Raw genomic sequence first — 26,465 nt, 5'->3', positions numbered from 1 at the left:
GTGTCCTCGCAGAATGCGGCGGTGGTCTATTTTTAACATCAAGGCACTTTTTTGACCCGACGCTCTCGGATAAACATAGGTCAACCTGTCTGCCAACGCGGAATAACCTTATACAAATTTTGTGCATTGTACAGGTTTACCTGACAGCGTAGTCTGCTTACAGCAAGGTTTGAAGAGGCCATCATGACAGTACCTATCGCCATCATCGGGGCCGGTATAGCCGGCTTGTCAGCCGCCCAGGCCTTGCAAAAGGCCGGGCAATCCGTGCATTTGTTCGACAAGGGCCACGGCAGTGGCGGGCGCATGGCCAGCAAGCGCAGCGAAGTCGGCGCGCTGGACCTGGGTGCCCAGTACTTCACCGCCCGTGACCGGCGCTTCGTCGAGCAGGTGCAGCAGTGGGTCGCCGCCGGTTGGGCCGAACAATGGAAACCGCAGCTGTACAACTACCGCGATGGTGAGCTCACCCCCTCCCCCGACGAGCAGACGCGCTGGGTGGGTGTGCCGCGCATGAGTGCAATCACCCGCGGCCTGCTCAAGGACGTGACGGTCAACTTCGGCTGCCGCATCGCCGAGGTGTTCCGCGGCAAGCAATACTGGCACCTGCAGGACACCGAAGGCTGCAGCCACGGCCCCTACAGCCGCGTGGTGATCGCCGTGCCGGCACCGCAGGCCACCCCGCTGCTGGCCTCCACCCCCAAGCTCGCCGCCGTGGCCGCCGGCGTGCAGATGGAGCCCACCTGGGCCGTCGCCCTGGCCTTCCAGACCCCGCTGGACACGCCGATGCAAGGCTGCTTCGTGCAGGACAACCCGCTCGAGTGGCTGGCGCGCAACCGTAGCAAACCCGGGCGTGACGAGAAGTTCGACACCTGGGTACTGCACGCTACCTCGAACTGGAGCCGGCAACACATCGACCTGCCCAAGGAAGAGGTGATCGAACAGCTGAGGGGCGAGTTCGCCGAACTGGTCGGCTGCGTGGTGCCGCCACCTACTTTTGCCTTGGCCCACCGCTGGCTGTATGCCCGCCCGAGCAGCAACCATGAATGGGGCGCGCTGGCCGATGCAGACCAAGGCTTGTACGCCTGCGGCGACTGGTGCCTGTCCGGGCGGGTCGAGGGCGCCTGGCTCAGCGGCCAGGAAGCTGCGCGCCGGCTGCTCGAACACCTCGAATGATGTAGAGCTATACAAAAAAACTGGTTTGCATAACTTCAGGGCTGTGCTGGAATAAACCTGTACAAGTTTTTGGTTTCGTACAGGTTATCTGGAGACAGCCCATGCACGACTCATCCGCCCACAGCAAGCCGCGTATCGCCATCAGCGCCTGTCTGACCGGGCACAGCGTGCGCTATAACGGCGGCCACAAGGCCTCCGACCTGTGCCGCACGCAGCTCGAGGAACACTTCGACTGGTTGCCGGTGTGCCCGGAGGTGGCCATCGGCCTGGGCGTACCGCGCGACCCGATCCGCCTGGTCGGCGACCCCGAGCAACCGGAAGTGGTCGGAACCCGCAACCCCGGGATGGACCTGACCGGCCCGCTGCGCAGCTACGGCGAGCAAATGGCCGCCGAACTCGACGATATCTGCGGCTACATTTTCATGCAGAAATCGCCCTCCTGTGGCCTGGAGCGGGTCAAGGTGTACCAGGACAATGGCCATCCGGCCTTCAACAGCGGGCGGGGCGTGTATGCCCAGGCGTTCTGCGCAAGGCGCCCAGACCTGCCGGTGGAAGAAGAAGGCCGCCTGCACGACCCGGTGCTGCGCGAGAATTTCATCAGCCGCGTGTACGCCTACGCCGACTGGCAGCGCCTGCTGGCCGAAGGCCTGAGCCGGGGCGCCCTGGTGCACTTCCACTCACGCTACAAGTACCTGCTGATGGCCAACAACCCCCAAGCCTACCGCAGCCTGGGGCGCCTGCTTGGCAGCATGAGCAAGGAAGACGACCCGCAAAGCATCGGCCCGCGCTACTTCAGCCAGCTGATGCAGGCCCTGCGCCGCTGCGCCAGCCGTGGCACCCATGGCAACGTGCTGCAGCATCTGAGCGGCTACTTCAAGGACGCGCTCACTCAGCAGGACAAAGCCGAGCTGCAGACCGTCATCGGCCAATACCAGCAAGGCGTTGTGCCGCTGGTGGTGCCGCTGACCCTGCTCAAGCACCACTTGCGCAAGCACCCCGACCCGTATCTGCAGCAACAGGCCTACCTGCAGCCGCACCCAGAGCGCCTGGGCCTGCGCAATGCCGTCTGAAATCCTGTTGCCCATCGGCGAACTGGCTCGCCGCACGGGCGTCAACCCCGTCACCCTGCGCGCCTGGGAGCGCCGCTACGGCCTGCTCAAGCCCCAGCGCACTGCCAAGGGCCATCGCCTGTATCCGCTGGAGCAGGTCGCACGCGTCGAGGCGATCCTCGCCTGGCTGCAGCGCGGTGCCTCCGTCAGCCAGGTACGTGAGCTGCTCGACAAACCGGCCAGCACGGCGCCGAAAGGCGACTGGCAAGCCCGGCAGTTCCAGCTGATCGAGGCCATTGCCACGCTGTCGCAGCGCGCCCTCGACCAGCAGCTCAACCAGGCGATGGCCTTGTACCCGGCCGTCACCCTGTGCGAGCAGTTGCTGTTGCCGCTGCTCGACCTCCTGGAGCTGCGCTGGCGCAACTACTTCAATGCACGGCTGGAGCAGGTGTTTTTCCACAGCTGGCTGCGCAGCAAGCTGGGCGCCCGGGTCTACCACGACAACCAGTTGCTGCAAGGCCCTGCCATCTTGCTGGCTGAAGACAGCGAACGCACCTTCAACCCCGATTTGTGGTTGTGCGCCTGGCTGTTCACCAGCAACGGCCTGCCAGTCGAAGTGCTGGAGCACGCCATTGCCGGCGCGCACCTGCAATGCGCCGTCACCATGCTCAAACCGCGCGCCGTGCTCCTGCACCTGGGGCCACGCATCGATGAAAAGGCGCTGCAACGCACCCTGCCCAACCTGCCCGTACCGACCTTGCTCGGTGGGCCAACGCTGGCGCTGCACGAAGCCCGGCTGCGAGCCCTCCGGCTGCCCAACCTCGCCCTGTTCGATACCCCACAGGCGGCATTGCGTTTGCTGCAAGCCCATGACCGCCAGCCCGTAGAGATGACCGCACCATGCACCTGACCTGGCTGCGCAGTGACCTGCGCATCGATGACAACACCGCGCTCAGCGCCGCCAGCGAGCGCGGCCCGACCGTCGCCCTGTGGCTGGTCAGCCCCGGACAATGGCAGGCCCACGACGACGCTACCTGCAAAGTCGACTTCTGGCTGCGCAACCTGCGCGACCTGCGCCAGTCGCTGGGACGCCTGAACATTCCCCTGCTGATCCGCAAGATCGACACCTGGGACCAGGCGCCACAGGCGGTGCTCGATGTCTGCCGCCAACACCAGGTGCAAAGCGTGCACTGGAACGAGGAGTACGGCATCAACGAACAACGTCGCGACACCGCCACCCGGGCGCTGCTGGAAAAGGCGGCCATCCAGGCCCACAGCCACCTCGACCAGCTGTTGTTCCGCCCGGGCACCATCCTTACCCGCAGCGGCGACTACTTCCAGGTGTTCAGCCAGTTCAAGAAGAGCTGCCTGGAGCACTTGCACCGCGGCCTCCCCGCCCTGGCCCACCGAGTCAAACGCCAGGCACCGCTGCAGATCAGCAGCGACCCGATCCCCCAGCACGTGGACGGCTTCGAAAAACCCGCTCAGGCCCTGCGCGACCACTGGCCGGCCGGTGAAGCCGAGGCACAAGCGCGGCTGACCCGCTTTCTCGACGAGACCATCGACGACTACCAACAACTGCGCGACTTGCCTGCCAGGCCCGGCACCAGCCAGCTCTCCGCCTACCTGGCCGCTGGCGTGATCTCGCCGCGCCAGTGCCTGCACGGCGCCCTGGCCAGCAACCGCGGCGAGTTCGACAGCGGTAGCAGCGGCGTGCAAACCTGGATCAACGAGCTGCTCTGGCGCGAATTCTACAAACACATCCTGACCGGTTATCCACAGGTCTCGCGTCACCGCGCCTTCCGCGCCCAGACCGAAGCCCTGCCCTGGCGCGACGCACCGGCCGACCTTGAAGCCTGGGAACAGGGGCGTACCGGCTTCCCGATCATCGACGCCGCCATGCGCCAACTGCTGCACACTGGGTGGATGCACAACCGCCTGCGCATGATCGTGGCCATGTTCCTCAGCAAGAACCTGCTGATCGACTGGCGCAAGGGCGAGCGGCATTTCATGCGCCACCTGATAGACGGCGACCTGGCCGCCAACAACGGCGGCTGGCAGTGGAGCGCGTCCACCGGCACCGACGCAGTGCCCTATTTCCGCATCTTCAACCCGGTTTCACAGTCGCAGCGTTTCGACCCGCAGGGGCGTTTCATTCGGCACTGGCTGCCGGAATTGCAGGGGCTGGATGAAAAAACCATTCATCTTCCCGTAAGATCAGCCGATCTTTTTGCCAGACAATCCTACTACAGTCCAATCGTCGATCTTGACAGCAGTCGCCAGCGCGCGCTGGAGGCGTTCAAGGGCCTCCCGCGCCGGCAGGATCAGAGGGCGCTATCTTGAACAATGCACGCAGTATCTGGGTAACGGGCGCCGGCAATGGACTAGGCCTGGCGCTGGTGGAAGAGTTGCTCGCGGAAGGACACCGGGTAGCCGCCAGCGGCAAGGACAGCGAGGCACTGGATGCCTTGGCGGCGCGTTATGGCAGCCAATTGTTGCGCTTGCCCTGGCAGTTGCATGAAGAACAGCAGGCGGCCCAGGCCAGCCAACAGATCTGCCATGCCTGGTGCTCGCTGGATGGCTTGATCATCAACGCCGGTACCAGCGATTACCTGGTGGACGATGTGGCGGACAGCGAGTTGTTCGAGGCGCTCGTCACTGGCAACCAGTTGGCCAGCGAGCATTGCCTGGCCAATGCGCTGCCCTTGCTGGCGAAGGGTGACTCGCCGCAGGTGATGGCGGTGTTCAACCGGTATTCGGCCTTGCAGTTATATGCGCCGACGCAGGTGACTGCGGGCTGGAACAACTTGCCGCAGTGGGTGCGCGAGCAGCGTCAGGCATTGAAGGCTCTGGGGGTTGAGCTAACAGTGGTTGGGCCGCAGTCGTTGAAGACACCTGTAACCCCGGCGCAGGCAATACCAGAGGTGTGGACGCCGCAGAATGCGGCAGAAGAACTGCTGCGGCGGTGGCCACAGAGGGAACCTGAGCTTGTGCTGGAGGCTTTGGACCTCAATGGCCTGTGGCCGTTGACGCGGTAGAGTCTGGCATCGGCACTGCCTTCTTCGCGGGTAAACCCGCTCCCACAGGTACACCACTGCACTCAAGATACAGTCCACCCTGTGGGAGCGGGTTTACCCGCGAAGAGGCCGGCACAGGAGCGCTCAGAGCGCCATGCGGTAATGCAGGCTGTAGCTCTCCACGCCATCGTTGGGCTGTTTGATGCCCGCGTTGGAATAGTGAATCGCCCGCACGCCAATCTCATGCCCACCGGCAAAGCGCAAACCAAAGCCGATGCGGTCCTCGAACTGGAACGCCGAGCCCAGTTCGTTGTCTTCCAGTTCGGTGCTGGAGAATGCCGCCACACCGATCCCCGCCTCGATGTAAGGCTTCACCGACTCCCCGGCAAACTCATAAACGAACACCGGCGCGAACGACAGGCTGTGGTTGCTCGCGGTCTTGTCGCCATCCCAATAGGTGTAGGCCCCATCCCAGTACCCCGTAAGGCGCCCCACGCTGGTCTGCCACCAGCTCGCCTCCCAATTCGATTGCAGCCCCAACCGGTAGACCATGGTCGAGTCACCGGTCTGCCCCACCGAAAACGAAACATCGGCAGCCTGCGCCGACAATGAATGCCCCAGGGTGAAGACGGCAGCCGCCGCCAAGCCGAGCAGCTTCTTCATGAGCAACATCCTTCTTTGCTGTTATTAGTGTCCGCCTCATATCAGGCAAGGCGGTAGAAAACGGCAGCGGTACGGTAGTTCAGTTGCTTTTCAGGTTTTCTTTACAATGAAAAGCTTTGCACACTGCCAGACTTATGCCACAGCAAAGGTAGGATTTTCCTGAGAGATTGCGGATCAGCACTGGTCCAGAAACGGGTATCCCGAGCCGGTCCTTCAGCCAACAGGTCATCCGCGCCCAGCAGCCTCTGCAGTTGGCGCGCCACCGCGGCGCCAGTGTCGATGATGGCCACGTCGGCTGGCACCATGCCGGCCAGCAACGGGCGCAAGAAGGGGTAATGGGTGCAGCCGAGGATCAGCGTGTCGCAGCCAGCGGCCAGCAACGGCTGAACATAACCTTGCAGCAACTGGCGCAGCGCCGGGCTGGCCAGGTCGCCGGCCTCGATCAACTCGACCAGCCCCGGGCAAGGTTGGGTGATGACCTGTACGTCATTGGCAAAACGGTCGAGCAAGGCGGCGAACTTGGCGCTCTGCAGGGTACCGGTGGTGGCCAGCACACCGACCACGCCAGAGCGCGTGGCGGCGGCAGCGGGCTTCACCGCCGGCTCCATGCCCACCAGCGGCCAGTTCGGGTACAACTCGCGCAGGTCGGCCACCGCCGCCACCGTGGCGGTATTGCAGGCCAGTACCATGGCCTTGGCGCCCTGTTCATGGAAGAACGCAGCAATGCGCCGGAGACGCTCACGGATATAGTCCGGCGACTTCTCGCCGTAGGGTATGTGGCCGCAATCACCCACGTACAGCAGCGTCTCGTTGGGCAGCAGGCGCTGGATCTCGGCGAGTACCGACAAGCCGCCAACCCCGGAGTCCATCACGCCGACCGGCGCCGAACGCTCAGCCATCGCGCTTGCCGCAGACCGCACAAGCCGGGTCGCGCTTGACCCGCAATTCGCGGATACGAGTGCCGAGCGCATCGATCAACAGCAGGCGGCCGACCAGCGGCTCGCCGAACCCGGCCAGCAGCTTCATCGCCTCCAGCGCCTGCAGGCTGCCTACCAGGCCCACCAGTGGGCCGATCACGCCGGCTTCGCTGCAGGTCAGTTCGGCTTCGCTGCCATGGCCGTACAGGCAGTGGTAGCAAGGGCTGTAGTCACGCCGTGGGTCGAACACCGACAACTGCCCTTCCAGGCGGATCGCCGCACCGCTGACCAGCGGCTTGCCAGCCGCGACACAGGCGGCGTTGACCGCCTCACGGGTACCGAAGTTGTCGGAGCAGTCCAGCACCAGGTCGACCGCCGCCACGGCGGCCGCCAGCGAATCCTCGTCCAGCGCCTGGCGATGGGCGACCAGGCTGATTTCCGGGTTGATCGCCTGCAAGCGCTGCAAGGCCGAATCGACCTTGCTCATGCCGACGCTGGCACTGTCGTGGATGACCTGGCGTTGCAGGTTGGTCAGGTCGACGGTGTCGAAGTCGGCCAGGTGCAGCTCCCCCACCCCGGCGGCGGCCAGGTACAGGGCAACTGGCGAGCCAAGGCCACCGAGCCCGACGATCAGCGCCTTGCTCTGCTTGAGCCGCAACTGGCCGTCAATATCGATCTGGGCCAGCAATACCTGCCGGCTGTAACGCAGCAGTTCCTGATCACTCAACATGGCAGGCGCCCCAGGGTAATGCGTTCATGACCGCCCAGATCCATGCGGCTGGCGACCTCGATGAAACCTTGTTCAGCCAGCAGGGCGCGCACCGCCGCTGCCTGATCGTAGCCGTGTTCCAGCAACAACCAGCCACCCGGCAACAGGTGCGCGGGGGCCTGGGCGGCGATTACGCGCAGGTCGTCCAGGCCATCGGCCCCGGCCACCAGCGCGCTGCTGGGCTCGAAGCGCACATCACCGGCAACCAGGTGCGGGTCTGCGGCGGCGATGTAGGGCGGGTTGCTGACAATCAGGTCGAAACGCTCGCCGGCCAGGCTGTCGAACCAGTGGCTGAGGCGTACCTGGACGTTTTCCAGGCCCAGGCGCTGGCGATTGCGCTCGGCCAGGGCGACGGCCTCCTCCACTCGGTCCACTGCGGTTACCTGCCAGGCCGGGCGATCACTGGCCAGGGCCAGGGCAATCGCGCCGGTGCCGGTGCCCAGGTCAAGGACCTTGGCCGGCGTGGCAGGTTGCAGCTCAAGGGCGGCTTCGACCAGCAGCTCGGTATCCGGCCGCGGGATCAGGGTATGCGGCGCCACTTCCAGGTCGATCTTCCAGAAGCCCTGCAGCCCGAGAATGTAGGCGACCGGCTCGCCGCCACGGCGGCGCTGCAGGTAACCGGCATAGGTCTCGGCGTCTTCGCTGCTGACGATTCGCTCGGGCCAGGTATGCAGGTAGCTGCGCGACTTGCCGATGGCCGCAGCCAACAGCAGCTCGGCATCCAGCCGCTCGGTGGGCGATTCTGGCAACTGCGCGTTGCGCAGCAGGCTGGCGATGATGGTCATCAGTCCCCCAGGGCGGCCAGTTGATCGGCCTGGTACTCGGCCAGCAGCGGTTCGATCACCGCCTCCACGCCGCCGGCGAGGATGTCGTCCAGCGAGTACAGGGTCAGGTTGATACGGTGGTCGGTCACCCGGCCCTGCGGATAATTGTACGTGCGGATGCGCTCGGAACGGTCGCCAGAGCCGACCAGCAGCTTGCGCTCGGTGGCGATGGCGTTCTGCGCCGCGCTGGTCTGCATGTCGTTGAGCTTGGCCGACAGCCAGGACATGGCGCGGGCACGGTTCTTGTGCTGCGAACGCTCTTCCTGGCACTCGACCACGATACCGGTTGGCAAGTGGGTGATACGGATCGCCGAATCGGTCTTGTTGACGTGCTGGCCACCGGCACCGGATGCGCGGTAGGTGTCCACGCGCAGGTCGGCCGGGTTGATCTCGATGGCCGCCTGTTCGTCCGGCTCGGGCAGTACCGCCACGGTGCACGCGGAGGTGTGGATACGGCCCTGGGATTCGGTCTCGGGCACGCGCTGTACGCGGTGCGCGCCGGACTCGAACTTGAGCTTGCCGTACACGCTCTCCCCCTCGACGCGAGCGATGATTTCCTTGTAGCCGCCGTGTTCGCCTTCGTTCTCGGAGAGGATTTCCAGGCGCCAGCCACGCTTTTCGGCGTAGCGCGAATACATGCGGAACAGGTCGCCGGAGAAGATCGCTGCCTCGTCGCCACCGGTGCCGGCACGGATTTCGAGGAACACGTTGCGGCCGTCGTTGGGGTCCTTGGGCAACAGCATGCGTTGCAGCTGCGACTCCAGCGTCAGCAGTTGTTCCTTGGCTTCACGCACTTCTTCCACGGCCATTTCGCGCAGGTCCGGGTCACTGTCCTTGAGCAGCGCCTGGGCACCTTCGAGGTCGTCCTGGACTTTGCGCCACTCTTTATAAGCAGCGTAGACCGGCTCGACTTCGGCGTACTCACGGGAATAGGCGCGAAAGCGCGTCTGGTCGGAAATGACCTCGGCATCACCGAGCAGTGCGGTGAGTTCTTCGAAGCGGTCCTGGAGGATTTCCAGTTTGTTCAGCAGCGACGCTTTCATTGCGGGGATTTGTCCGTCGAGCCCTCGTTGAGGGCAAAGAGTTCCTGGGCCATGGCCAGCGCATCGAGGCGGCCCTCGGCCGAGAGCCTTTTCAGTTGCACGCTTGGCGCATGCAGGAGTTTGTTGGTCAGCCCCCGGGCCAGTTGGGCCAATACGTCTTCGGGGTTGCCGCCGTTGGCCAGCAGGCGCTGGGCCTTTTGCAGTTCTTCGTCGCGCAGGCGCTCGCTTTGCTGGCGATAGGCCTTGAGCACGTCCACCGCGGCCAGCTCGCGCAGGCGCAGCATGAAATCTTCGGCCCCCACCGACACCAGTTCCTCGGCGGCCTGGGCCGCGCCCTGGCGGCTCTTGAGGTTTTCCGCCACCACGTCGTGCAGGTCATCGACAGTGTACAGGTAGACGTCGTCCAGTTCGCCGACTTCGGTTTCGATATCGCGCGGTACGGCGATGTCGACCATGAAGATCGGCTTGTGCCGGCGCTGCTTCAGCGCGCTCTCGACCGCGCCCTTGCCGAGGATTGGCAGCTGGCTGGCGGTGGAGCTGATGACGATGTCGCTGTTGGCCAGTTCCTGGGGGATGTCGGCCAGCAGTACCGCGTGCGCACCGAACTGCTCGGCCAGGATGCTGGCCCGCTCCAGGGTACGGTTGGCCACGACGATGCGGCGCACGCCCTGCTCATGCAGATGGCGGGCGACCAGGGTGATGGTTTCGCCGGCGCCGATCAGCAGGGCCTGGCTACGGCCCAGGTCGCTGAAGATCTGCTTGGCCAGGCTGACTGCGGCAAACGCCACCGACACCGGGTTTTCGCCGATGGCGGTGTCGGTGCGCACCTGCTTGGCGGCGCTGAAGGTGGCCTGGAACAGGCGCCCGAGCAGCGGGCCGACGGTGCCGGCCTCACGCGCCACGGCGTAGGCGGACTTCATCTGGCCGAGGATCTGCGGCTCGCCGAGCACCAGCGAGTCCAGGCCGGAGGCCACCCGCATCATGTGCTTCACCGCCTCGTGCTCTTCGTGCACGTAGGCGCTGGCGCGCAGCTCGTCCAGGCTGAGGCGGTGATAGTCGGCCAGCCATTGCAGCACGGCATCGGCGGACAGGTGGTCCTGCTCTATATAGAGCTCGCTACGGTTGCAGGTCGACAGGATCGCCGCTTCGCGGCTGGATGTCAGTCGGCAGAGCTGCTGCAGGGCGTCTACCAGCTGCTCTGGGGTAAACGCCACGCGCTCGCGTACGTCTACCGAGGCAGTCTTATGGTTGATACCAAGTGCAAGAAAGGCCATGCAAGGTCGCTGGTTGTGACGAGAAGCCGATAATTGTCCTCTTTCGCAGGTTTCAGGACAACCACCGTTGGTGTTCGCCTTGACACTTTCTGCGCCTGTAAAATCGAGCGCCGCCCGCGCGGCGCTTCGCGGGACAAGCCCGCTCCCACATTTGTTGCAACGTGCCGAACCTGTCAGGCCATGGTTGCACGCCTTGTTGGCTCGACTCTATTTCGAGGTGGACACATCCGCAGCCCCACTTGTCTGAAGACATGCACCAAGGCTGGCAACGCCTCTCCAACAGACATGGCCACGTTGCAACAAATGTGGGAGCGGGCTTGTCCCGCGAAGCGCCGCGCGGGCGGCGCTCGATCTCCGCACCACCACACCAATCAAGCCATACACCCGGCACAACCAACCTGTCCGGAACCCTTCCCCCCCCTCAAAGGTCGCAGTTAACCAGCCACAGCACAGGTGGGTTTGCCCCCGCGCTTGTGTCATCATGCTCCGACCGCCGGTGAGTCCTCCAATAAGCCTTCTATGAACAAACCATACGCATTGCTGCTTGCCTTCGCCCTGCTCCAGGGCTGCCAGAGCCTGGCCCCGCAAAAGGCCGAGCCTCCCGTCGCCGAGGCCGGCAAACCCGAGGCGGAAAAGCCCGTGGTGTATGGCTCGTTCAAGCAGGACACGCTCTATAGCCTGCTGGTGGCGGAGCTGGCCGGCCAACGCAACCGCTTCGACATCGCCCTGGCCAACTACACCGACCAGGCCGCGAAAACCCAGGACCCGGGGGTTTCCGAGCGCGCCTACCGCATTGCCGAATACCTCGGCGCCGACGAACCGGCGCTGGACAACGCCCTGGTCTGGGCCCGCAACGACCCGCAGAACCTCGACGCCCAGCGCGCCGCCGCCATCCAGCTGGCCCGCGCCGGCCGCTATGACGACTCCATGGCGTACATGGAAAAGGTGCTGCAGGGCCAAGGCGACACCCATTTCGACTTCCTCGCCCTGTCCGCCGCCGAAACCGACCAGGGCACCCGCGACGGCCTGCTGCAAAGCTTCGAGCGCCTGCTGGTGAAGTACCCGGACAACAGCCAGCTGGTGTTCGGCAAGGCCCTGCTGCTGAACCAGGACGGCAAGGCCGAAGAAGCTCTGGAGCTGCTCGAGTCGCACCCGCCGCAAAACGACGAAGTCGCCCCGATCCTGCTGCGCGCGCGCCTGCTGCAAGCCCTGAACCGCGGCCCGGAGGCCCTGCCACTGCTGCGCGGCGCGATTCGCGACAACCCGGACGACAAGCGCCTGCGCCTGACCTATGCCCGCACCCTGGTCGAACAGGACCGCATCGCCGATGCCAAGGGCGAGTTCCTCAGCCTGGTCCAGCAATACCCCGACGACGACGAACTGCGCTATTCGCTGGCCCTGGTGTGCCTGGAAAACAAGGACTGGGATGAAGCCGAGGGCTACCTGCAGGAGCTGATCGAGCGCGACAGCAACGTCGACGCCGCGCACCTGAACCTGGGCCGCATCCGCGAGGAGCGCCACGACCCCGCTGGCGCCCTGCGTGAATACGCCCTGGTCGGCCCGGGCCCCGACTACCTGCCGGCGCAATTGCGCCAGGCCGACATCCTGATCGCCAACGGCCGTGGTACCGAGGCCTCCCGCCTGCTCGCCGACGCCCGCGAAGCCCAGCCGGATTACGCCATCCAGCTGTTCCTGATCGAATCGGAAAGCTACAGCAACAACAACAAGGACGCCCAGGCCAGCCAGGTGCTGCAGCAAGCCATCCAGCGCTACCCGGACGACCTCAACCTGCTGTACACCCGCGCCATGCTGGCCGAAAAGCGTGACGACCTGCCGCAGATGGAAAAAGACCTGCGCGCCATCATCGCCCGCGAGCCGGAAAATGCCATGGCCCTGAACGCCCTCGGCTACACCCTGGCCGACCGCACCACCCGCTACAGCGAAGCCAAGGCGCTGATCGACAAGGCCCATCAGCTGACCCCGGACGACCCGGCGGTGCTCGACAGCCTGGGCTGGGTCAACTACCGCCTGGGCAACCTCGACGAGGCTGAAACCTACTTGCGCAAGGCCTTTGCCAGCTTCCCCGACCACGAAGTGGCCGCCCACCTGGGCGAAGTGCTATGGGCCAACGGCAAGCGCCGCGAAGCCCGCCAGGTCTGGGCCAAGGGCTTCGAAGCCCAGGCCGACAGCCCCATCCTGCGCAAGACCCTCCTGCGCCTGACCGGATCCGAGACTCTCTAACGCCATGTTCCTGCGCCATTGCATTACCTTCACCCTGATCGCCCTGCTGGCCGGCTGTGCCGGCTTCGGTAGCCGCGAGGCCCTGCAGGGCCACGGCAACCCGCAGCAGTGGCGCGCCCATAAAGAGCAGCTGAGCAGCCTCGATGGCTGGCAGATCAACGGCAAGGTCGGCATCCGTGCCCCACGCGACTCCGGTAGCGGCACGCTGTTCTGGCTGCAACGCCAGGACTACTACGACATTCGCCTGGCCGGCCCGCTGGGCCGTGGCGCCGCACGTCTGACCGGGCGCCCCGGCGGCGTGGTGCTGGAAGTGGCCAACCAGGGCCGCTACGAGGCCCCCAGCCCCGAAGCCCTGCTGGAAGAACAGCTGGGCTGGCAGCTGCCGGTCTCGCACCTGGTCTGGTGGGTACGCGGCCTGCCCGCCCCCGACAGCAAGAGCAAGCTGACCCTGGACAGCGACAGCCGCCTGGCCAGCCTCGACCAGGATGGCTGGCAGGTGCAGTACCTGAGCTACACCGAACAGAACGGCTACTGGCTGCCCGAGCGCCTCAAGCTGCACGGCAAGGACATCGACGTGACCCTGGTGGTCAAGGACTGGCAGCCGCGCCAGCTGGGACACTGATACATGCAAACCCTTACCCTGCCCGCCCCGGCCAAGCTCAACCTGTGGCTGCACATCATCGGCCGCCGCGCCGACGGCTATCACGAGCTGGAAACCGTGTTCCAGTTTCTCGATCACGGCGACGAACTGCACTTTGCCTTGCGTGACGACGGCGTGATCCGCCTGCATACCGAGATCGAGGCGGTACCGCACGACAGCAACCTGATCGTGCGTGCCGCGCGCAAGCTGCAGGAGCAATCCGGCACGACGTTGGGCGCCGACATCTGGCTGAGCAAGGTGCTGCCCATGGGCGGTGGCATCGGCGGCGGCAGCTCGGATGCCGCCACTACCCTGTTGGCCCTCACCCACCTGTGGCAACTGGACTGGGACGAAGACCGCCTGGCCGCACTGGGCCTGAGCCTGGGCGCCGACGTACCGGTATTCGTGCGCGGCCACGCGGCATTCGCCCAGGGCGTGGGTGAACAACTGACCCCGGTCGACCCGGAGGAGCCGTGGTATGTCGTGCTGGTGCCGCAAGTGTCTGTCAGCACAGTAGAAATTTTTTCACATCCACAGTTGACACGTGATTCGCTCCCCCTTAAGATGCGCCCCGTTCCCGAGGGAAACAGTCGAAATGACTGCCAACCGGTGGTAGAGCAGAGTTACCCGGAAGTTCGCAATGCGTTGAATTCACTGGGCAAATTCACTGAGGCTCGATTAACCGGTACTGGAAGTTGTGTGTTTGGGGCCTTCCCAAGCAAAGCCGAAGCTGATAAAGTACTGGCCCTTCTTTCAGCGACCCAAACAGGGTTTGTGGCGAAAGGAAGCAACGTTTCGATGTTGCATCGCAAGCTGCAAAGTCTGGTCAAGAAGTCGAGCGCATAAGCGTTCGCAGCAACAGATACAGGGGCGTCGCCAAGCGGTAAGGCAGCAGGTTTTGATCCTGCCATGCGTTGGTTCGAATCCAGCCGCCCCTGCCATTTTCCTTATACTCATCCAGGTTACCCTCAGCCTTCAGGTACTGCGCGTGTCCAAGATGATGGTCTTTACGGGGAATGCCAACCCCGATCTGGCTCGGCGTGTAGTACGTCAGCTGCATATCCCTCTCGGTGATGTCTCTGTCGGTAAGTTCTCCGACGGCGAGATCAGTGCCGAGATCAATGAAAACGTTCGTGGTAAAGACGTCTTCATTATTCAGCCGACCTGTGCCCCGACCAACGATAACCTGATGGAACTGGTAGTGATGGCCGACGCCTTCCGCCGCTCCTCAGCATCCCGAATCACCGCCGTGATTCCTTACTTCGGATACGCCCGCCAGGACCGCCGTCCGCGTTCGGCACGTGTAGCCATCAGCGCCAAAGTCGTCGCTGACATGCTCACTGTCGTCGGTATCGACCGTGTACTCACCGTCGACCTGCACGCTGACCAGATCCAGGGTTTCTTCGATATCCCGGTCGACAACATCTACGGCTCGCCCGTACTGGTCGACGATATCGAAGACCAGCGTTTCGAGAACCTGATGATCGTCTCCCCGGACATCGGTGGTGTCGTGCGCGCACGTGCCGTCGCCAAGTCCCTGGGCGTCGACCTGGGTATCATCGACAAGCGCCGCGAGAAGGCTAACCACTCCGAGGTCATGCACATCATCGGCGACGTCGAAGGGCGCACCTGCATCCTGGTAGACGACATGGTCGACACCGCCGGCACCCTGTGCCACGCGGCCAAAGCCCTGAAAGAACACGGCGCTGCCAAGGTTTACGCCTACTGCACGCACCCTGTCCTGTCGGGCCGCGCGATCGAGAACATCGAGAAGTCGGTACTGGACGAGCTGGTGGTGACCAACACCGTTCCGCTGTCCGCCGCTGCTCAAGCCTGTGACCGTATCCGTCAGCTGGATATCGCACCGGTTGTCGCTGAAGCGGTCCGCCGCATCAGCAACGAAGAATCGATCAGCGCGATGTTCCGCTAAGCGGAACACACGCTGACGAAAAGCGCCCCGCCCCAACACTGGTTGTTGGGGCGGGGCTTTTTTGCCATCCCCGTTGGCGCTGGTCGCAAACGCCCTCGGGGGGCTATTTTGGAGAAACAAAATGACCGAATTCACTCTGAACGCCCAAGCGCGTACTGACCTGGGGAAAGGTGCGAGCCGCCGCCTGCGTCACTCCGCCAACATCCCAGCCGTTGTCTACGGTGGTAACCAGGACGCCCAGTCCCTGACCATCCTGGCCAAGGAAATCACCAAGCTGTTCGAAAACGAGGCTGCCTTCAGCCACGTTCTGGAACTGAACGTCGACGGCGCCAAGCAAAACGTCGTGGTCAAGGCCCTGCAGCGTCACCCGGCCAAAGGCTTCATCATGCACGCCGACTTCGTTCGCGTCGTTGCTGGCCAGAAACTGACCGCCAAGGTACCGGTTCACTTCGTCAACGAAGAAGCCCCGGTCAAGAAAGGCGGCGAGATCTCCCACGTAGAAGCCGAGATCGAAGTTTCCTGCGAAGCCAAAGACCTGCCTGAGTTCATCGAAGTTGACCTGGCCAACGCTGAAATCGGCACCATCATCCACCTGTCGGACCTGAAAGCTCCGAAAGGCGTAGAGTTCGTAGCTCTGGCCCACGGTGATGACAAAGCTGTTGCCAACGTTCACGCTCCACGCGTTGCTCCAGAAGCAGAAGGCGCTGCCGAGTAATCCACTCGCGCGCCGGCGTTGATCGGGTTACAGTGCCGCGCGCCCTGTAACCCACCAACTCCAAGGAAGAGCCCCTGACGTGACCGCCATCCAGTTGATCGTCGGCCTGGGTAACCCCGGCCCCGAATACGAACAGACCCGGCATAACGCAGGGGCTCTTTTCGTTGAACGCATTGCCAGCGCCCAGCGCGTCTCGTTGACCGCTGACCGCAAATATTTCGGCCTGACGGCTAAATTCAGCCATCAGGGCAACGACGTTCGTCTGCTCATCCCCACCACCTACATGAACCGTAGCGGCCAGTCCGTGGCGGCCTTGGCCAATTTCTTCCGCATCAAGCCGGAAGCGATCCTGGTGGCGCATGACGAACTCGACCTGCCCCCGGGCGTCGCCAAGCTCAAGCGCGGCGGTGGCCATGGTGGGCACAACGGCCTGCGCGACATCATCGCGCAGCTCGGCAACCAGAACGACTTCCACCGCCTGCGGCTTGGCATCGGCCACCCGGGCGACGCCAAACTGGTCTCCAACTTCGTCCTGGGCCGCGCGCCGCGCGCCGAGCAGGAGAAGCTCGACGCCAGCATCGATTTTGCCCTCGGCGTGCTGCCGGACGTGCTTGCCGGCGACTTCGCCAAAGCGATGCGCGAGCTGCACAGCCAGAAGGCCTGATTTCCTTAGAGAGGGGAATACCCATGGGTTTCAATTGCGGCATCGTCGGCCTGCCCAACGTCGGCAAGTCCACCCTGTTCAACGCCCTGACCAAGTCTGGCATCGCGGCGGAGAACTTCCCTTTCTGCACCATCGAGCCAAACAGCGGCATCGTGCCAATGCCCGATGCGCGCCTGAATGCGCTGGCTGAAATCGTCAAGCCAAACCGCATCCTGCCGACCACCATGGAATTCGTCGACATCGCCGGCCTGGTGGCTGGTGCTTCGAAAGGCGAAGGCCTGGGCAACAAGTTCCTCGCCAACATCCGCGAGACCGACGCCATTGCCCACGTGGTGCGCTGCTTCGAAGACGAGAACGTGATCCACGTTTCCAACAGCGTCGACCCCAAGCGTGACATCGAGATCATCGACCTCGAACTGATCTTCGCCGACCTCGACAGCTGCGAGAAGCAGTTGCAGAAGGTTGCCCGCAACGCCAAGGGCGGCGACAAGGACGCCCTGGCGCAGAAGGCCATCCTCGAGCAGCTGATCCCGCACTTCACCGAAGGCAAGCCTGCACGCAGCCTGATGAAGAACATGAGCGCCGAAGACAAGGCGGTCATCCGCGGCTTCCACCTGCTGACCAGCAAGCCGGTGATGTATATCGCCAACGTGGCCGAAGACGGCTTCGACAACAACCCGCACCTGGACGTGGTCAAGGCCATTGCCGAGGAAGAAGGCGCGGTGGTGGTGCCGGTGTGCAACAAGATCGAAGCGGAAATCGCCGAGCTGGAAGACGGTGAAGAGAAGGACATGTTCCTTGAGGCCCTGGGCCTGGAAGAGCCTGGCCTGAACCGCGTGATCCGCGCCGGTTACGAACTGCTGAACCTGCAAACCTACTTCACTGCCGGCGTGCAGGAAGTACGTGCCTGGACCGTACGCGTCGGTGCCACCGCACCACAAGCCGCTGGCGTGATCCACACCGACTTCGAAAAAGGCTTCATCCGCGCTGAAGTGGTGGCCTATGACGACTTCATCCAGTTCAAGGGTGAGAGCGGTGCCAAGGAAGCCGGTAAATGGCGCTTGGAAGGCAAGGATTACATCGTCAAAGACGGCGATGTGATGCACTTCCGCTTCAACGTATAGTGAGTGCTCATTGGCAGCCAACCATCATGTGCCAACCTATGGACACGATGGTTGGCTGTCAATCTGTAAAGTGCTAGCTCGAGCTCATCTCGGGCAGCTCTTTAGAGGAGGCTCATATGACTTGTCTGGAATACGTTCACCTTTCTCCTGTCTCCTCCACCACCTCCTGTGGTCCCTCCTCCTTTACCCCCCCCATCTACGCCTACCTGACATCAAACACCTTCCGCAAATTTTCTGGGATACGGGTGCGAGCTGGTCAGAGGTGAATCTGTGGACGTTAGACAAAATCCAGACTCAGCATCGAGATGTTGAAACGGTAAACGCTCTCCTTAAACACCTTCACGCCTATGCCTCTCACCTGGAAAGTTCAGGCTTAGACTGGCGCCATTTTCCAGTTCGAATCTCAAACAGATCGGTCTATAAGTATCGAGGCGAGCTTGTTGCGTGCATGAAAGGCCTTGCAGACATTGGCGGAAAATGCCGTCGGTAACCAGCCCAATGTGGTGATCCAAGTGGTAATGCCTGGCAAATCGGAAACTCGAACACTCCGCCTCGCTCAGGACCAACCCTGACAGAGTGCGGATGTAATGAATTTCGGATGTTTGCATCGAGTCGGGACCACGGGTGGAGGTGGGCTGAGTCAGCGTGCCAGATTCACCCGTCCGTTCATTAGAAGCATTAAAAGGCACTATCCGCATGGATAGTGTCTGCGTAAGCGAGCAGCTTAATTGTCCCCAAAAAAGGAACAATCATTCCCGTTTAAGCCTAATTGTCTTGAAATAGACCCTTCGTCAGAATGGCATCCATACCGCAGACAACGCCACCGGCACAGCGCGGTGACCCATTTAAAACCCATGGCTTTCAACCATTCTGAAGAGATCACGACCATGTCCAAACGCGAACTGCTGAACCCAACCAACTCCGCTCTGATCCTGATCGACCACCAGCCGCAGATGGCTTTCGGTGTCCAGTCGATCGACCGTCAGACCCTGAAGAACAACACCGTTGGCCTGGCCAAGGCCGCCAGGATCTTCAACGTGCCGACCATCTACACCTCGGTCGAAACCGAAAGCTTCAGCGGCTACATCTGGCCCGAACTGCTGGCAGTGAACCCGGGCGCCAAGCCGATCGAGCGCACCTCGATGAACAGCTGGGAAGACGCCAAGCTGGTTGAAGCCGTGAAGGCCACCGGCCGCAAGAAGCTGGTCATGGCCGCGCTGTGGACCGAGGTCTGCCTGACCTTCCCGGCTCTGGAAGCCATGGAAGCCGGCTACGAGGTGTACATCGTCACCGACGCCTCGGGTGGCACCACTCAGGAAGCACACGACATGTCGGTGCAGCGCATGATTCAGGCCGGTGCGATTCCGGTGACCTGGCAGCAGGTTCTGCTGGAATACCAGCGTGACTGGGCACACAAGGACACCTACCAGGCGGTCATGGACCTGGTCGTGGAACACAGCGGTGCCTACGGCATGGGCGTTGATTACGCCTACACCATGGTGCACAAAGCCCCACAACGTAAGGTGTCCTGACCGTTAGCCGTGAAACCAGCCGCTTGAGGCTATATCTCAAGCGGCTGGTTTCGCGCTGACTCGTCGCACCCTGCGTTCAGCGATCCGACGGTAGTCGAGCCCAGAAGAGGTGCCGCCATGAGTCCAATTGAGAGCTTCGCAGTCAATCACCCATTGTCGCTGCTCGCATTGAATGTGTTTGGCGACCAGATTGGATTACCAATCCCGTCCTACCCTTCACTCGTGCTTGCAGGCGCCTTCGCTAGCGAGCACGGCGCGCCCGATCCTGCCTTGGTCATCGCCATGGCTGTGGTTGTGTGCTTGGTGGCGGACAGTATCTGGTACTGGATGGGCAGCCGTTTCGGCGAAGTCCTCACCAGACGAATCTGTCGGGGTTCTCCCAAGATGGGGGCGGCCTTCGCTCAAGGCAGGAAGGCTTACCTGAGGTATGGACCGGTAGTCTTAGTCTTCGCCAAATTCGTACCTGGCGCAGGCGCCGTCTCAACGTTGTTGGCCGGCCAAATGGCTATGCCCAAATCGCACTTCGTCGCCTACAGCATTCTCGGCTCGCTCCTTTGGTGCTGTAGCGCTCTGGCCCTCGGCGCAGGCTTTGGTCGGCCAATCTTGTATGCCTTTGACAGCTTAAAAGACTACCTGCTGCTGGGTCTGGCCGCAGTGGGAATTGGTGGGCTCACCCTCATGGTCTTCAGAGCAGCACTTTCTGCTTTGAAACATGCGATGCGAAGCCCGGTTACGAAATAGCTCGCGGCAATCGCACCATTTTTAACGGTGATCCAAGGCGTCATCGTCACGATAGGAGGTTTATTCTCAATGTCTAAGTCTGAATTCCCGCAGAAAGAGAGCCCCCTCGCAGGTATCTCGGTGCCACTGGGACTACTTTTTTTTCGCGTCTCTGCCGCGCTTTTGCTTCTGCAGATCCACGGGTTGCCCAAGCTGCTGAACTGGAGCACAGAGCTACAGCGTATCGAGGATCCGTTTGGCCTAGGTCCGACGTTGACGTTGGCCATGGCAGTCTTCGCTGAAGTTCTCTGCCCCATCTTGCTCATACTCGGCATATTTGCACGCCTTGCTTGCCTCCCGGTCTTGGCCGTCCTCGGTGTTGCCCTATTAGTAGTGCATCCGGAATGGACGTTGGAGGAAGCACAATTCGCCTGGTTGTTCGCTGTATTGTTTGCCGGTTTGGCTATCACCGGGCCAGGTGCCTGGGTTTTCAAGGCACCGGCCTTTACTCCGAAACCCAAGGTTGTGTGACCCTCAGGTGCAACCCTCTTTGCGTCACAAGAATCATACCTAAGATACCGCTGCAGTCTCCGGAATCCGGAGCTCAGCGGCGAGAAAGTCCAGGAAGGCCCGTGTCTTGAGCGGGATCCTTCGAGCTGTGGGATAAACCGCATGAATTGAAATGGGCGGGGCCTCCCAATCTTTCAGCACCTGAACCAACCTCCCCTCGGCCAACGCCTTGTCCACGATAAACAATGGCAACAAGGCAATACCCATGTCCGCCTCTGCACCCTGCGCAAGCAAATCGCCATTGTTGGCGTGCAGCGGTCCGGTCACGTGAACACGCTGGATTTCTTTTCCGTTGCTCAGTTGCAAGCTAGCGCCGCTCTGCAGATACCCATAATTGAGGCATTTGTGACAGGCCAGGTCCTTAGGCGTTTCAGGAAAGCCGTGCTGAGCCAAATAACCTGGTGAAGCAACCAGGACCCTCGGTGCGGGAGAGAGATGCTTGGCTACTAGCGAGGAGTCAGCAAGACTCGCGATGCGGATCGTGACGTCGAAGCCGCCCTTGATAGGATCGACCTGCTGATCACTCAGAACAAGCTGCAGTTCTACCTTCGGATACAGCGCATGAAATTGAGGGAGCAGCGGACCCAGACGGCATAGACCGAAGGACATCGGAGCGTTTACTCGTAATACGCCTTGGACTTGCGCCAATCCACTCCGTGCTCGTTGCTCCGCCTCATCCAACGAAGCCACCACTTCTCGACACGCTTCGTAGTATTCGCAGCCTGCTTCCGTCAGGTGCAGGCTGCGGGTCGTGCGATGCAGCAGCTGTACTCCAAGCGCTTCTTCCAGCGCCTGGATTTGTTTACTCACCTTAGAGCGCGGTACATGCAGAATCCTCGCCGCCGCCGTGAATCCGCTGGCGTCAACGGTGGCTATGAAGGTCCGCATGCATTCAAATCGGTCCACTTGATTGTCCCTTTTTTTAAATCAAAAGTTCTTGCTTTTGCCTGATTGTCCCTATCCGATATGCACTTCAGAATGGCATCCATACCGCAGACAACGCCACCGGCACAGCACGGTGATCCGTTTAAAACCCATAGCTTTCAACCATCCTGTCCTGATTCATCCGACAATATCCCCATCCGAGCCCGTGCAGTGATGCACGGGCTTTTCGCGTGTGGAGACATGCGGCGACACAAAACTGCCCGACTCACTTGCGAGATGTGCCCTGGCCGACAAGCATCAGCCGATCTGGACTACTTGAGCAGCGGGACTTCAGCGGCACGTTGATAAGGTCCAAACAAAGCAGGTACCCAACGATATGCTTGGCCATTCATAGTCAAATGGCCGATGCCTGGAAACGGCAGATGCGCTGCTGCAAGCCATTCGCCCCGCTTGGCCAGATCGTTGAATTCCTCTTTGCGGGAAGCAATCGCTTGTTCAGGTTTTGTGTCGAAGTGAATAGAAACTTCGGGATGATCGAACTGCACCGCAGCACTGTGGATCAGGTCACCAATGAAAACGATGGCTTTGCCACCCGATTCGAACCGGTAAGTCACGCTGCCGGGTGTATGGCCAGCTCTGGCTATGACTTCCACCTCACGAATAGGCGGCTGAGGCGGGGTGAATGTCTTGAAGCGGCCAGCGTCACGGTATGGCTTGAGCGAATTGACTGCGATGTCAAAGTACTCTTTGCCACCTGCCGGCGCTTTGGCTTTCTCTTGCGGGCTCAACCAATAATCCGCCTCAGCTTTGGTGGCGTAGACCTGGGCATTCGGGAACAGGGCCTTACCCGATTCGGTCACCAAACCGCAGACGTGATCCAAATGCATGTGGGTGAGGAGGACGGTATCGATTTGCTCTGGCTTGTAACCAGAGGTGCGAAGGTTCGACTCCAGCGATCCGGCCGTCTGAGGTAGGCAATGCCCAGCACCGCTATCTACCAGCACAAGGTGCTTACCGGTATTCACGACAAAGGCGTTGAACGAGGTCTGCATACGCTCGGGGTCAACGGCATTCTCTACCAGTTGCTGACGGATTTTTTCAGGGGCAAGTCCTTCCAACAGGCTCGGCCCCAGATCGTTGTATCCGTCGAAGAGTGCGGTGACCTCGTAATCACCCACTGCTAGGCGGAAGTAACCTGGCACTTGGGTATGAATGGGCGCAGGCGGCTGTGCCCACGAGACATTCGCGCTCAATAGCGCAGCAGAAACGAGAAGGATTCGGAGGCTAGACATTTCAGGCTCTCAGAGAAAGGGTGAGCCTAGAGAGTATTTAGCCAGCTGCCAGAACTCTTGAAAAACTGTGCTCCGAGGCCGCGCTCAAAGGAGTTTGGTACTCACTGATCAGAACCTTGAGTCGCCTCGTCGACCGCTTCGAGCAAGGCTTCTTCCGTGAACGGTTTTGAAAGGCATGCAATCGCACCATGGTACATCGCCCCTGATAGAGCACTATCGTCCCAATGAGCTGACATGCAGATAACCGGCAAGCGGCTTTGCAGCCGGCACAGCTCTTTCTGCACATCCGCACCCGACAGGCCTTTCATTTTGAGGTCGAGCAAGGCACAACCGGCCTTCAAAGCAGATGGCGAGGCAAGGAAGTCCTCCCCTGACGCGAATGCCAGGGTATCAAATCCTGCTGAGCGCAATAGGTTCGAGAGGCTCTTTCGCACAGATGAATCGTCATCGACAATGCATATGACGATTGCATCCGACGGATCAGGACTGAGTGCTTTGCACTCAGTATATCTATTCATGCAGTTCCTGATCCTAAGGTCGAAGCAGAGCAGATCTTTGTGATGGATCGCAATCTTGTGACCAGCAGCGGTATCACCGCTGAAATCGACATGGCGCTAGCGATCGTTGCAGAGGATCACGGCAAAGAATTAGCCCTGGAAGTGGCGAAGGTGCTGCTGGTCGTTGGCCACTCAAAACCATCGCCTCGCGATGCGGTTTTTGCAGTGCTCGCTACATGCGCAAGGTGTTCTGCGAGCGTATCGGAGTGACCCCAAGCCAGTATCGACAGCAGTTTGGATCACAATGAAAAGAACCCGCAGTGTGCGGGTTCCTTTCATTAAAGGGCTCAGCCCAGGGTTCGCTGTGGCGCCTTGTGCACCATGGTGTAGGCGTAATCAACGCCCATGCCGTAGGCACCGCTGTGTTCCACGACCAGGTCCATGACCGCCTGGTAGGTGTCCTTGTGTGCCCAGTCACGCTGGTACTCCAGCAGAACCTGCTGCCAGGTCACCGGAATCGCACCGGCCTGAATCATGCGCTGCACCGACATGTCGTGTGCTTCCTGAGTGGTGCCACCCGAGGCGTCGGTGACGATGTACACCTCGTAGCCGGCTTCCATGGCTTCCAGAGCCGGGAAGGTCAGGCAGACCTCGGTCCACAGCGCGGCCATGACCAGCTTCTTGCGGCCGGTGGCCTTCACGGCTTCAACCAGCTTGGCGTCTTCCCAGCTGTTCATCGAGGTGCGCTCGATCGGCTTGGCGCCCGGGTTCACTGCCAGCAGTTCGGGCCAGATGTAACCGCTGAAGCTTTCGGTTTCGACCGAGGTGTAGATGGTCGGCACGTTGAAGATCCTGGCGGCCTTGGCCAGGCCAACGGTGTTGTTCTTCAGGGTCTGACGGTCGATCGACTGGACACCGAAAGCCATCTGCGGCTGGTGGTCGATCAGGATCAGAGCGGAGTTGGTTGGGTTCAGCAGTTCGCGTTTGGACATGGTCGTGATCTCTTCAGAATGGTTGAAAGCCATGGGTTTTAAATGGGTCACCGCGCTATGCCGGTGGCGTTGTCTGCGGTATGGGTGCCATTCTGTTTCGACCTAACCAAGTGCACAATTACAGCAATTTCGATTTCTCTGTTTCCAAAATGGAACCAGTGATTCGCTAGGCAAACATAGGTGCCAGAACACCTGGAGTCTGCGCGCCGAAGACAACAGTGCCGTTAATGCGAAAGGAAGGAATCACACGCCCGGCCCAACCTGCGACTGAGGTTTCGGTTTCCTGAAGCTCTCTACTAAACAAGTCACTAAGCAGGAAGGACTTAATGTCGCTAAAAGCCACTGCCTCCTGGCTCAGTAGCTTTTCCAGAACGGCATCATCACCGATGTTCTCACCGTAGCAATACAGAGCCTCGTACACTCGTTGCACGAATGCCTCGGCAGATCTCTCATTTCGCTGCAGCCACAGCACAGCAGCAAGGGCGGGACGGGTATCAGGAACGCTGCGGATTTGGCTAAAAGCAGGCTCCATGCCCAGCTTTTGCATCTCGGTCGTCACGAGAGACTGATGAATCAGAGCTTGTGTGCCGAAGCGGCGCTCCAAGAATTCAGCGTATGACATCCCTGCTGCTATCCGGCTCAGCGAAGACCGACACGGTTGGAACGTAACGTCGAAAGCCTTTCCGGCCTGATTCATCGCCATTGCAAGCCGACGCACCCCAATCCAACCCCAGGGATCGAGAAAGTCAAACGCTAATATTGGTGAAGTATTCATGCTCGATACCCTGAAGGATTTATTCACCTTAAGGGTAAGGAGTTACTCAAGACAGCAGAAGTCCCGCGTCACGCAATAGAGCATTGCGTAAGCTGCTATGCAATATTCAGTAACTCTTTCATGAATTGCGCGAAGACCCGAATGCGGGTGGACTCGCGATTTATAGGCAGGTAAATAATATTGATAGAGGAATTCACGGACGTTGGATTCACCTCATACTCAGGCATCAAGCGGGTGAGCCGTCCATGCTGCACATCCTCTGCAACCAACCAATCAGCTAACAGCGCCACGCCCTGCCCAGCGACTGCCGCATGCCTGAGGATGTCGGCATTATTGCTTTGCATTCGGCCTTGTACCGCCACGGATACCGTCTCGTCTTCGACTTCAAAATGCCAGTCCCTCATGGGGCCTCCGTAATCGAAGCGCATGCACGAGTGATCCAATAAATCACCAGGTTGCGTTGGGGCGCCATGCTGTTCCAAGTAGGCAGGGCTAGCCACTAACCAACGCTGAAAATGACCAACCGTAGTGCAGATCACCTCTTCGCTGGAAACGGTTGAGCCGAGTCGGACCGTTAAATCTATCCGATCCTTGTACAGATCGACCATTTCATCGCTAAGGTTCAGGCTCACTTCCAGTTCAGGATGGGCAGCAAGAAACCGCCCAAGGTGCGGCGAAATCAGGCGCCGACCAAATTCCACTGGAACGCTAATCCGCAGCTTGCCTTTCGCTTCACTTCCCCTGTCGGTAACCATGCTATCTGCTGCAGCGAGAGCGTCGAGGATGGTGATGGCGTGATCGAAATAGGCCTGGCCGAGATCGGTCGGGCTGTTCTGGCGTGTGCTACGTGTAATGAGTGTAGTGCCAAGATCCGCCTCCAGAGCAGCGACCTGCCGTGCTACAGACGATGTTGCCACGCCTAGCTTTCGCGCTGCTGCAGAGTATCCTCCACAACGCACGGTCTCTACGAACATGCTCAACGCGAGAAACTTATCCATGTATTCGACTCAGCTGATGATCCATGAGGGGAAGCCATTGTCGCCACCGGTCAACGGGGCAGGCAATCTGGATCATAGCCACTTGCCTGGCTTCGAGATATGACAGGCGTGCTGTCGCAGGAGCACCTAAATTCAAGAATCGTGTTGCAGATGCCATTAGCATT

General features: G+C 61.1%; 27 protein-coding genes, 1 tRNA gene and 1 pseudogene. 17 read left to right on the top strand and 12 right to left on the bottom strand.

What is annotated here, in order from left to right:
- The first annotated feature begins 183 nt into the window (after window positions 1-183).
- The 5 genes from J5M71_RS12025 (at window position 184) to J5M71_RS12005 (ending at window position 5,257) form a co-directional block, all read left to right on the top strand.
- Window positions 184-1,170 carry an NAD(P)/FAD-dependent oxidoreductase gene (locus tag J5M71_RS12025; RefSeq protein WP_063911231.1) on the top strand — a complete coding sequence of 329 codons (987 nt, stop codon included), beginning with the start codon at window positions 184-186 and terminating at the stop codon, window positions 1,168-1,170.
- 101 nt (window positions 1,171-1,271) lie between these two features.
- Window positions 1,272-2,240, top strand: a complete 969-nt coding sequence (locus J5M71_RS12020; RefSeq protein WP_207832439.1) for a DUF523 and DUF1722 domain-containing protein — start codon at window positions 1,272-1,274, stop codon at window positions 2,238-2,240.
- A complete protein-coding gene (locus J5M71_RS12015; RefSeq protein ID WP_207832437.1) occupies window positions 2,230-3,129 on the top strand; it encodes a MerR family transcriptional regulator in 900 nt (299 codons plus the stop codon). The genes J5M71_RS12020 and J5M71_RS12015 overlap by 11 nt, the downstream gene beginning before the upstream one ends.
- Entirely contained in the window at window positions 3,120-4,562 is a 1,443-nt protein-coding gene (gene phrB, locus J5M71_RS12010) for a deoxyribodipyrimidine photo-lyase (RefSeq protein ID WP_207832435.1), read from the top strand. The genes J5M71_RS12015 and phrB overlap by 10 nt, the downstream gene beginning before the upstream one ends.
- Window positions 4,559-5,257: an SDR family oxidoreductase gene (locus J5M71_RS12005; RefSeq protein ID WP_207832433.1), complete on the top strand. Its 699-nt coding sequence runs from the start codon at window positions 4,559-4,561 to the stop codon at window positions 5,255-5,257. Before phrB ends, J5M71_RS12005 begins: the two co-directional genes overlap by 4 nt.
- Window positions 5,258-5,380: 123 nt before the next feature.
- Here the strand turns inward: J5M71_RS12005 and J5M71_RS12000 are convergent, their stop codons facing one another.
- The 6 genes from J5M71_RS12000 to hemA form a co-directional block, all read right to left on the bottom strand.
- The gene (locus tag J5M71_RS12000) at window positions 5,381-5,899 is read right to left on the bottom strand and encodes an acyloxyacyl hydrolase (protein WP_207832431.1); all 519 of its coding nucleotides are present in this window, start codon (window positions 5,897-5,899) and stop codon (window positions 5,381-5,383) included.
- A 101-nt stretch (window positions 5,900-6,000) separates the two neighbouring features.
- A complete protein-coding gene (gene murI, locus J5M71_RS11995) occupies window positions 6,001-6,798 on the bottom strand; it encodes a glutamate racemase (RefSeq protein ID WP_207832429.1) in 798 nt (265 codons plus the stop codon).
- Complete coding sequence (locus J5M71_RS11990) at window positions 6,791-7,546, bottom strand: molybdopterin-synthase adenylyltransferase MoeB (protein ID WP_013970911.1); 756 nt, start codon at window positions 7,544-7,546, stop codon at window positions 6,791-6,793. Before J5M71_RS11990 ends, murI begins: the two co-directional genes overlap by 8 nt.
- Complete coding sequence (gene prmC / locus J5M71_RS11985) at window positions 7,540-8,370, bottom strand: peptide chain release factor N(5)-glutamine methyltransferase (RefSeq protein ID WP_207832427.1); 831 nt, start codon at window positions 8,368-8,370, stop codon at window positions 7,540-7,542. The genes J5M71_RS11990 and prmC overlap by 7 nt, the downstream gene beginning before the upstream one ends.
- On the bottom strand, window positions 8,370-9,452 hold the full coding sequence (gene prfA, locus J5M71_RS11980) for a peptide chain release factor 1 (protein WP_013970909.1): 1,083 nt from the start codon (window positions 9,450-9,452) through the stop codon (window positions 8,370-8,372). Before prfA ends, prmC begins: the two co-directional genes overlap by 1 nt.
- Entirely contained in the window at window positions 9,449-10,726 is a 1,278-nt protein-coding gene (gene hemA, locus J5M71_RS11975; RefSeq protein WP_063911223.1) for a glutamyl-tRNA reductase, read from the bottom strand. The genes prfA and hemA overlap by 4 nt, the downstream gene beginning before the upstream one ends.
- 519 nt (window positions 10,727-11,245) lie before the next feature.
- Here hemA and J5M71_RS11970 point away from each other — a divergent pair.
- From J5M71_RS11970 to J5M71_RS11920, 11 genes are all read left to right on the top strand, one after another.
- Window positions 11,246-12,967, top strand: a complete 1,722-nt coding sequence (locus J5M71_RS11970; protein WP_207832425.1) for a tetratricopeptide repeat protein — start codon at window positions 11,246-11,248, stop codon at window positions 12,965-12,967.
- Window positions 12,968-12,971: 4 nt separating this feature from the next.
- Entirely contained in the window at window positions 12,972-13,589 is a 618-nt protein-coding gene (lolB, locus tag J5M71_RS11965; RefSeq protein ID WP_207832423.1) for a lipoprotein insertase outer membrane protein LolB, read from the top strand.
- A 3-nt stretch (window positions 13,590-13,592) separates the two neighbouring features.
- Window positions 13,593-14,453, top strand: coding sequence for a 4-(cytidine 5'-diphospho)-2-C-methyl-D-erythritol kinase (ispE, locus tag J5M71_RS11960; RefSeq protein ID WP_207832422.1), 861 nt, complete (start codon window positions 13,593-13,595; stop codon window positions 14,451-14,453).
- Between the two features lie 20 nt (window positions 14,454-14,473).
- Window positions 14,474-14,548: transfer RNA gene (locus J5M71_RS11955), tRNA-Gln, on the top strand.
- A 47-nt stretch (window positions 14,549-14,595) separates the two neighbouring features.
- Window positions 14,596-15,537 carry a ribose-phosphate pyrophosphokinase gene (locus J5M71_RS11950; protein ID WP_016391678.1) on the top strand — a complete coding sequence of 314 codons (942 nt, stop codon included), beginning with the start codon at window positions 14,596-14,598 and terminating at the stop codon, window positions 15,535-15,537.
- A 121-nt stretch (window positions 15,538-15,658) separates the two neighbouring features.
- Window positions 15,659-16,252, top strand: a complete 594-nt coding sequence (locus tag J5M71_RS11945) for a 50S ribosomal protein L25/general stress protein Ctc (protein ID WP_087502895.1) — start codon at window positions 15,659-15,661, stop codon at window positions 16,250-16,252.
- Window positions 16,253-16,331: 79 nt separating this feature from the next.
- Window positions 16,332-16,916, top strand: a complete 585-nt coding sequence (gene pth, locus J5M71_RS11940) for an aminoacyl-tRNA hydrolase (RefSeq protein WP_008099045.1) — start codon at window positions 16,332-16,334, stop codon at window positions 16,914-16,916.
- Between the two features lie 23 nt (window positions 16,917-16,939).
- Window positions 16,940-18,040 (top strand): redox-regulated ATPase YchF, encoded by a 1,101-nt coding sequence (gene ychF / locus J5M71_RS11935; RefSeq protein ID WP_063911218.1) that lies wholly within the window; start codon window positions 16,940-16,942, stop codon window positions 18,038-18,040.
- An 887-nt stretch (window positions 18,041-18,927) separates the two neighbouring features.
- Entirely contained in the window at window positions 18,928-19,572 is a 645-nt protein-coding gene (locus tag J5M71_RS11930) for a hydrolase (RefSeq protein ID WP_207832420.1), read from the top strand.
- A gap of 117 nt (window positions 19,573-19,689) precedes the next feature.
- Window positions 19,690-20,313, top strand: a complete 624-nt coding sequence (locus J5M71_RS11925) for a DedA family protein (RefSeq protein ID WP_207832418.1) — start codon at window positions 19,690-19,692, stop codon at window positions 20,311-20,313.
- A 69-nt stretch (window positions 20,314-20,382) separates the two neighbouring features.
- Window positions 20,383-20,823, top strand: coding sequence for a DoxX family protein (locus J5M71_RS11920; RefSeq protein WP_207832416.1), 441 nt, complete (start codon window positions 20,383-20,385; stop codon window positions 20,821-20,823).
- 39 nt (window positions 20,824-20,862) lie between these two features.
- Here J5M71_RS11920 and J5M71_RS11915 read toward each other — a convergent pair whose 3' ends face one another.
- From J5M71_RS11915 to J5M71_RS11905, 3 genes are all read right to left on the bottom strand, one after another.
- Window positions 20,863-21,768: a LysR family transcriptional regulator gene (locus J5M71_RS11915; protein WP_207832414.1), complete on the bottom strand. Its 906-nt coding sequence runs from the start codon at window positions 21,766-21,768 to the stop codon at window positions 20,863-20,865.
- 290 nt (window positions 21,769-22,058) lie between these two features.
- A complete protein-coding gene (locus J5M71_RS11910; protein WP_207832412.1) occupies window positions 22,059-23,039 on the bottom strand; it encodes an MBL fold metallo-hydrolase in 981 nt (326 codons plus the stop codon).
- A 101-nt stretch (window positions 23,040-23,140) separates the two neighbouring features.
- Window positions 23,141-23,500: a response regulator gene (locus J5M71_RS11905; RefSeq protein WP_207832527.1), complete on the bottom strand. Its 360-nt coding sequence runs from the start codon at window positions 23,498-23,500 to the stop codon at window positions 23,141-23,143.
- Window positions 23,501-23,557: 57 nt separating this feature from the next.
- On the opposite strand from J5M71_RS11905, the pseudogene J5M71_RS11900 reads away from it, so the two are divergent.
- Window positions 23,558-23,844 (top strand): annotated as a pseudogene (locus tag J5M71_RS11900) (AraC family transcriptional regulator); the annotation flags it as partial.
- 39 nt (window positions 23,845-23,883) lie between these two features.
- Here the strand turns inward: J5M71_RS11900 and J5M71_RS11895 are convergent.
- The 3 genes from J5M71_RS11895 to J5M71_RS11885 form a co-directional block, all read right to left on the bottom strand.
- Window positions 23,884-24,528, bottom strand: coding sequence for a hydrolase (locus tag J5M71_RS11895; protein WP_207832410.1), 645 nt, complete (start codon window positions 24,526-24,528; stop codon window positions 23,884-23,886).
- 166 nt (window positions 24,529-24,694) lie between these two features.
- Window positions 24,695-25,303, bottom strand: coding sequence for a DsbA family protein (locus tag J5M71_RS11890; RefSeq protein ID WP_207832408.1), 609 nt, complete (start codon window positions 25,301-25,303; stop codon window positions 24,695-24,697).
- A 95-nt stretch (window positions 25,304-25,398) separates the two neighbouring features.
- Window positions 25,399-26,301, bottom strand: coding sequence for a LysR family transcriptional regulator (locus J5M71_RS11885; RefSeq protein ID WP_207832406.1), 903 nt, complete (start codon window positions 26,299-26,301; stop codon window positions 25,399-25,401).
- Between the last annotated feature and the right edge of the window lie 164 nt (window positions 26,302-26,465).

Origin of the sequence: Pseudomonas sp. 43(2021) (genome assembly GCF_017490805.1) — a bacterium.
Taxonomy (GTDB): Bacteria; Pseudomonadota; Gammaproteobacteria; order Pseudomonadales; family Pseudomonadaceae; genus Aquipseudomonas.
This window is presented reverse-complemented; position numbering and strand designations above follow the sequence as displayed.

Coding starts and splice junctions, on each gene's coding strand:
- lolB (WP_207832423.1), top strand. CDS start 12,972: ATGTTCCTGCGCCATTGCATTACCTTCACCCTGATCGCCCTGCTGGCC.
- ispE (WP_207832422.1), top strand. CDS start 13,593: ATGCAAACCCTTACCCTGCCCGCCCCGGCCAAGCTCAACCTGTGGCTG.
- J5M71_RS12025 (WP_063911231.1), top strand. CDS start 184: ATGACAGTACCTATCGCCATCATCGGGGCCGGTATAGCCGGCTTGTCA.
- J5M71_RS11890 (WP_207832408.1), bottom strand. CDS start 25,303: ATGAATACTTCACCAATATTAGCGTTTGACTTTCTCGATCCCTGGGGT.
- J5M71_RS11910 (WP_207832412.1), bottom strand. CDS start 23,039: ATGTCTAGCCTCCGAATCCTTCTCGTTTCTGCTGCGCTATTGAGCGCG.
- J5M71_RS11920 (WP_207832416.1), top strand. CDS start 20,383: ATGTCTAAGTCTGAATTCCCGCAGAAAGAGAGCCCCCTCGCAGGTATC.
- J5M71_RS11895 (WP_207832410.1), bottom strand. CDS start 24,528: ATGTCCAAACGCGAACTGCTGAACCCAACCAACTCCGCTCTGATCCTG.
- murI (WP_207832429.1), bottom strand. CDS start 6,798: ATGGCTGAGCGTTCGGCGCCGGTCGGCGTGATGGACTCCGGGGTTGGC.
- prmC (WP_207832427.1), bottom strand. CDS start 8,370: ATGACCATCATCGCCAGCCTGCTGCGCAACGCGCAGTTGCCAGAATCG.
- hemA (WP_063911223.1), bottom strand. CDS start 10,726: ATGGCCTTTCTTGCACTTGGTATCAACCATAAGACTGCCTCGGTAGAC.
- J5M71_RS11885 (WP_207832406.1), bottom strand. CDS start 26,301: ATGGATAAGTTTCTCGCGTTGAGCATGTTCGTAGAGACCGTGCGTTGT.
- phrB (WP_207832435.1), top strand. CDS start 3,120: ATGCACCTGACCTGGCTGCGCAGTGACCTGCGCATCGATGACAACACC.
- ychF (WP_063911218.1), top strand. CDS start 16,940: ATGGGTTTCAATTGCGGCATCGTCGGCCTGCCCAACGTCGGCAAGTCC.
- J5M71_RS12015 (WP_207832437.1), top strand. CDS start 2,230: ATGCCGTCTGAAATCCTGTTGCCCATCGGCGAACTGGCTCGCCGCACG.
- J5M71_RS11930 (WP_207832420.1), top strand. CDS start 18,928: ATGTCCAAACGCGAACTGCTGAACCCAACCAACTCCGCTCTGATCCTG.
- J5M71_RS12000 (WP_207832431.1), bottom strand. CDS start 5,899: ATGAAGAAGCTGCTCGGCTTGGCGGCGGCTGCCGTCTTCACCCTGGGG.
- J5M71_RS11970 (WP_207832425.1), top strand. CDS start 11,246: ATGAACAAACCATACGCATTGCTGCTTGCCTTCGCCCTGCTCCAGGGC.
- J5M71_RS11925 (WP_207832418.1), top strand. CDS start 19,690: ATGAGTCCAATTGAGAGCTTCGCAGTCAATCACCCATTGTCGCTGCTC.
- J5M71_RS12020 (WP_207832439.1), top strand. CDS start 1,272: ATGCACGACTCATCCGCCCACAGCAAGCCGCGTATCGCCATCAGCGCC.
- J5M71_RS11945 (WP_087502895.1), top strand. CDS start 15,659: ATGACCGAATTCACTCTGAACGCCCAAGCGCGTACTGACCTGGGGAAA.
- J5M71_RS11990 (WP_013970911.1), bottom strand. CDS start 7,546: ATGTTGAGTGATCAGGAACTGCTGCGTTACAGCCGGCAGGTATTGCTG.
- prfA (WP_013970909.1), bottom strand. CDS start 9,452: ATGAAAGCGTCGCTGCTGAACAAACTGGAAATCCTCCAGGACCGCTTC.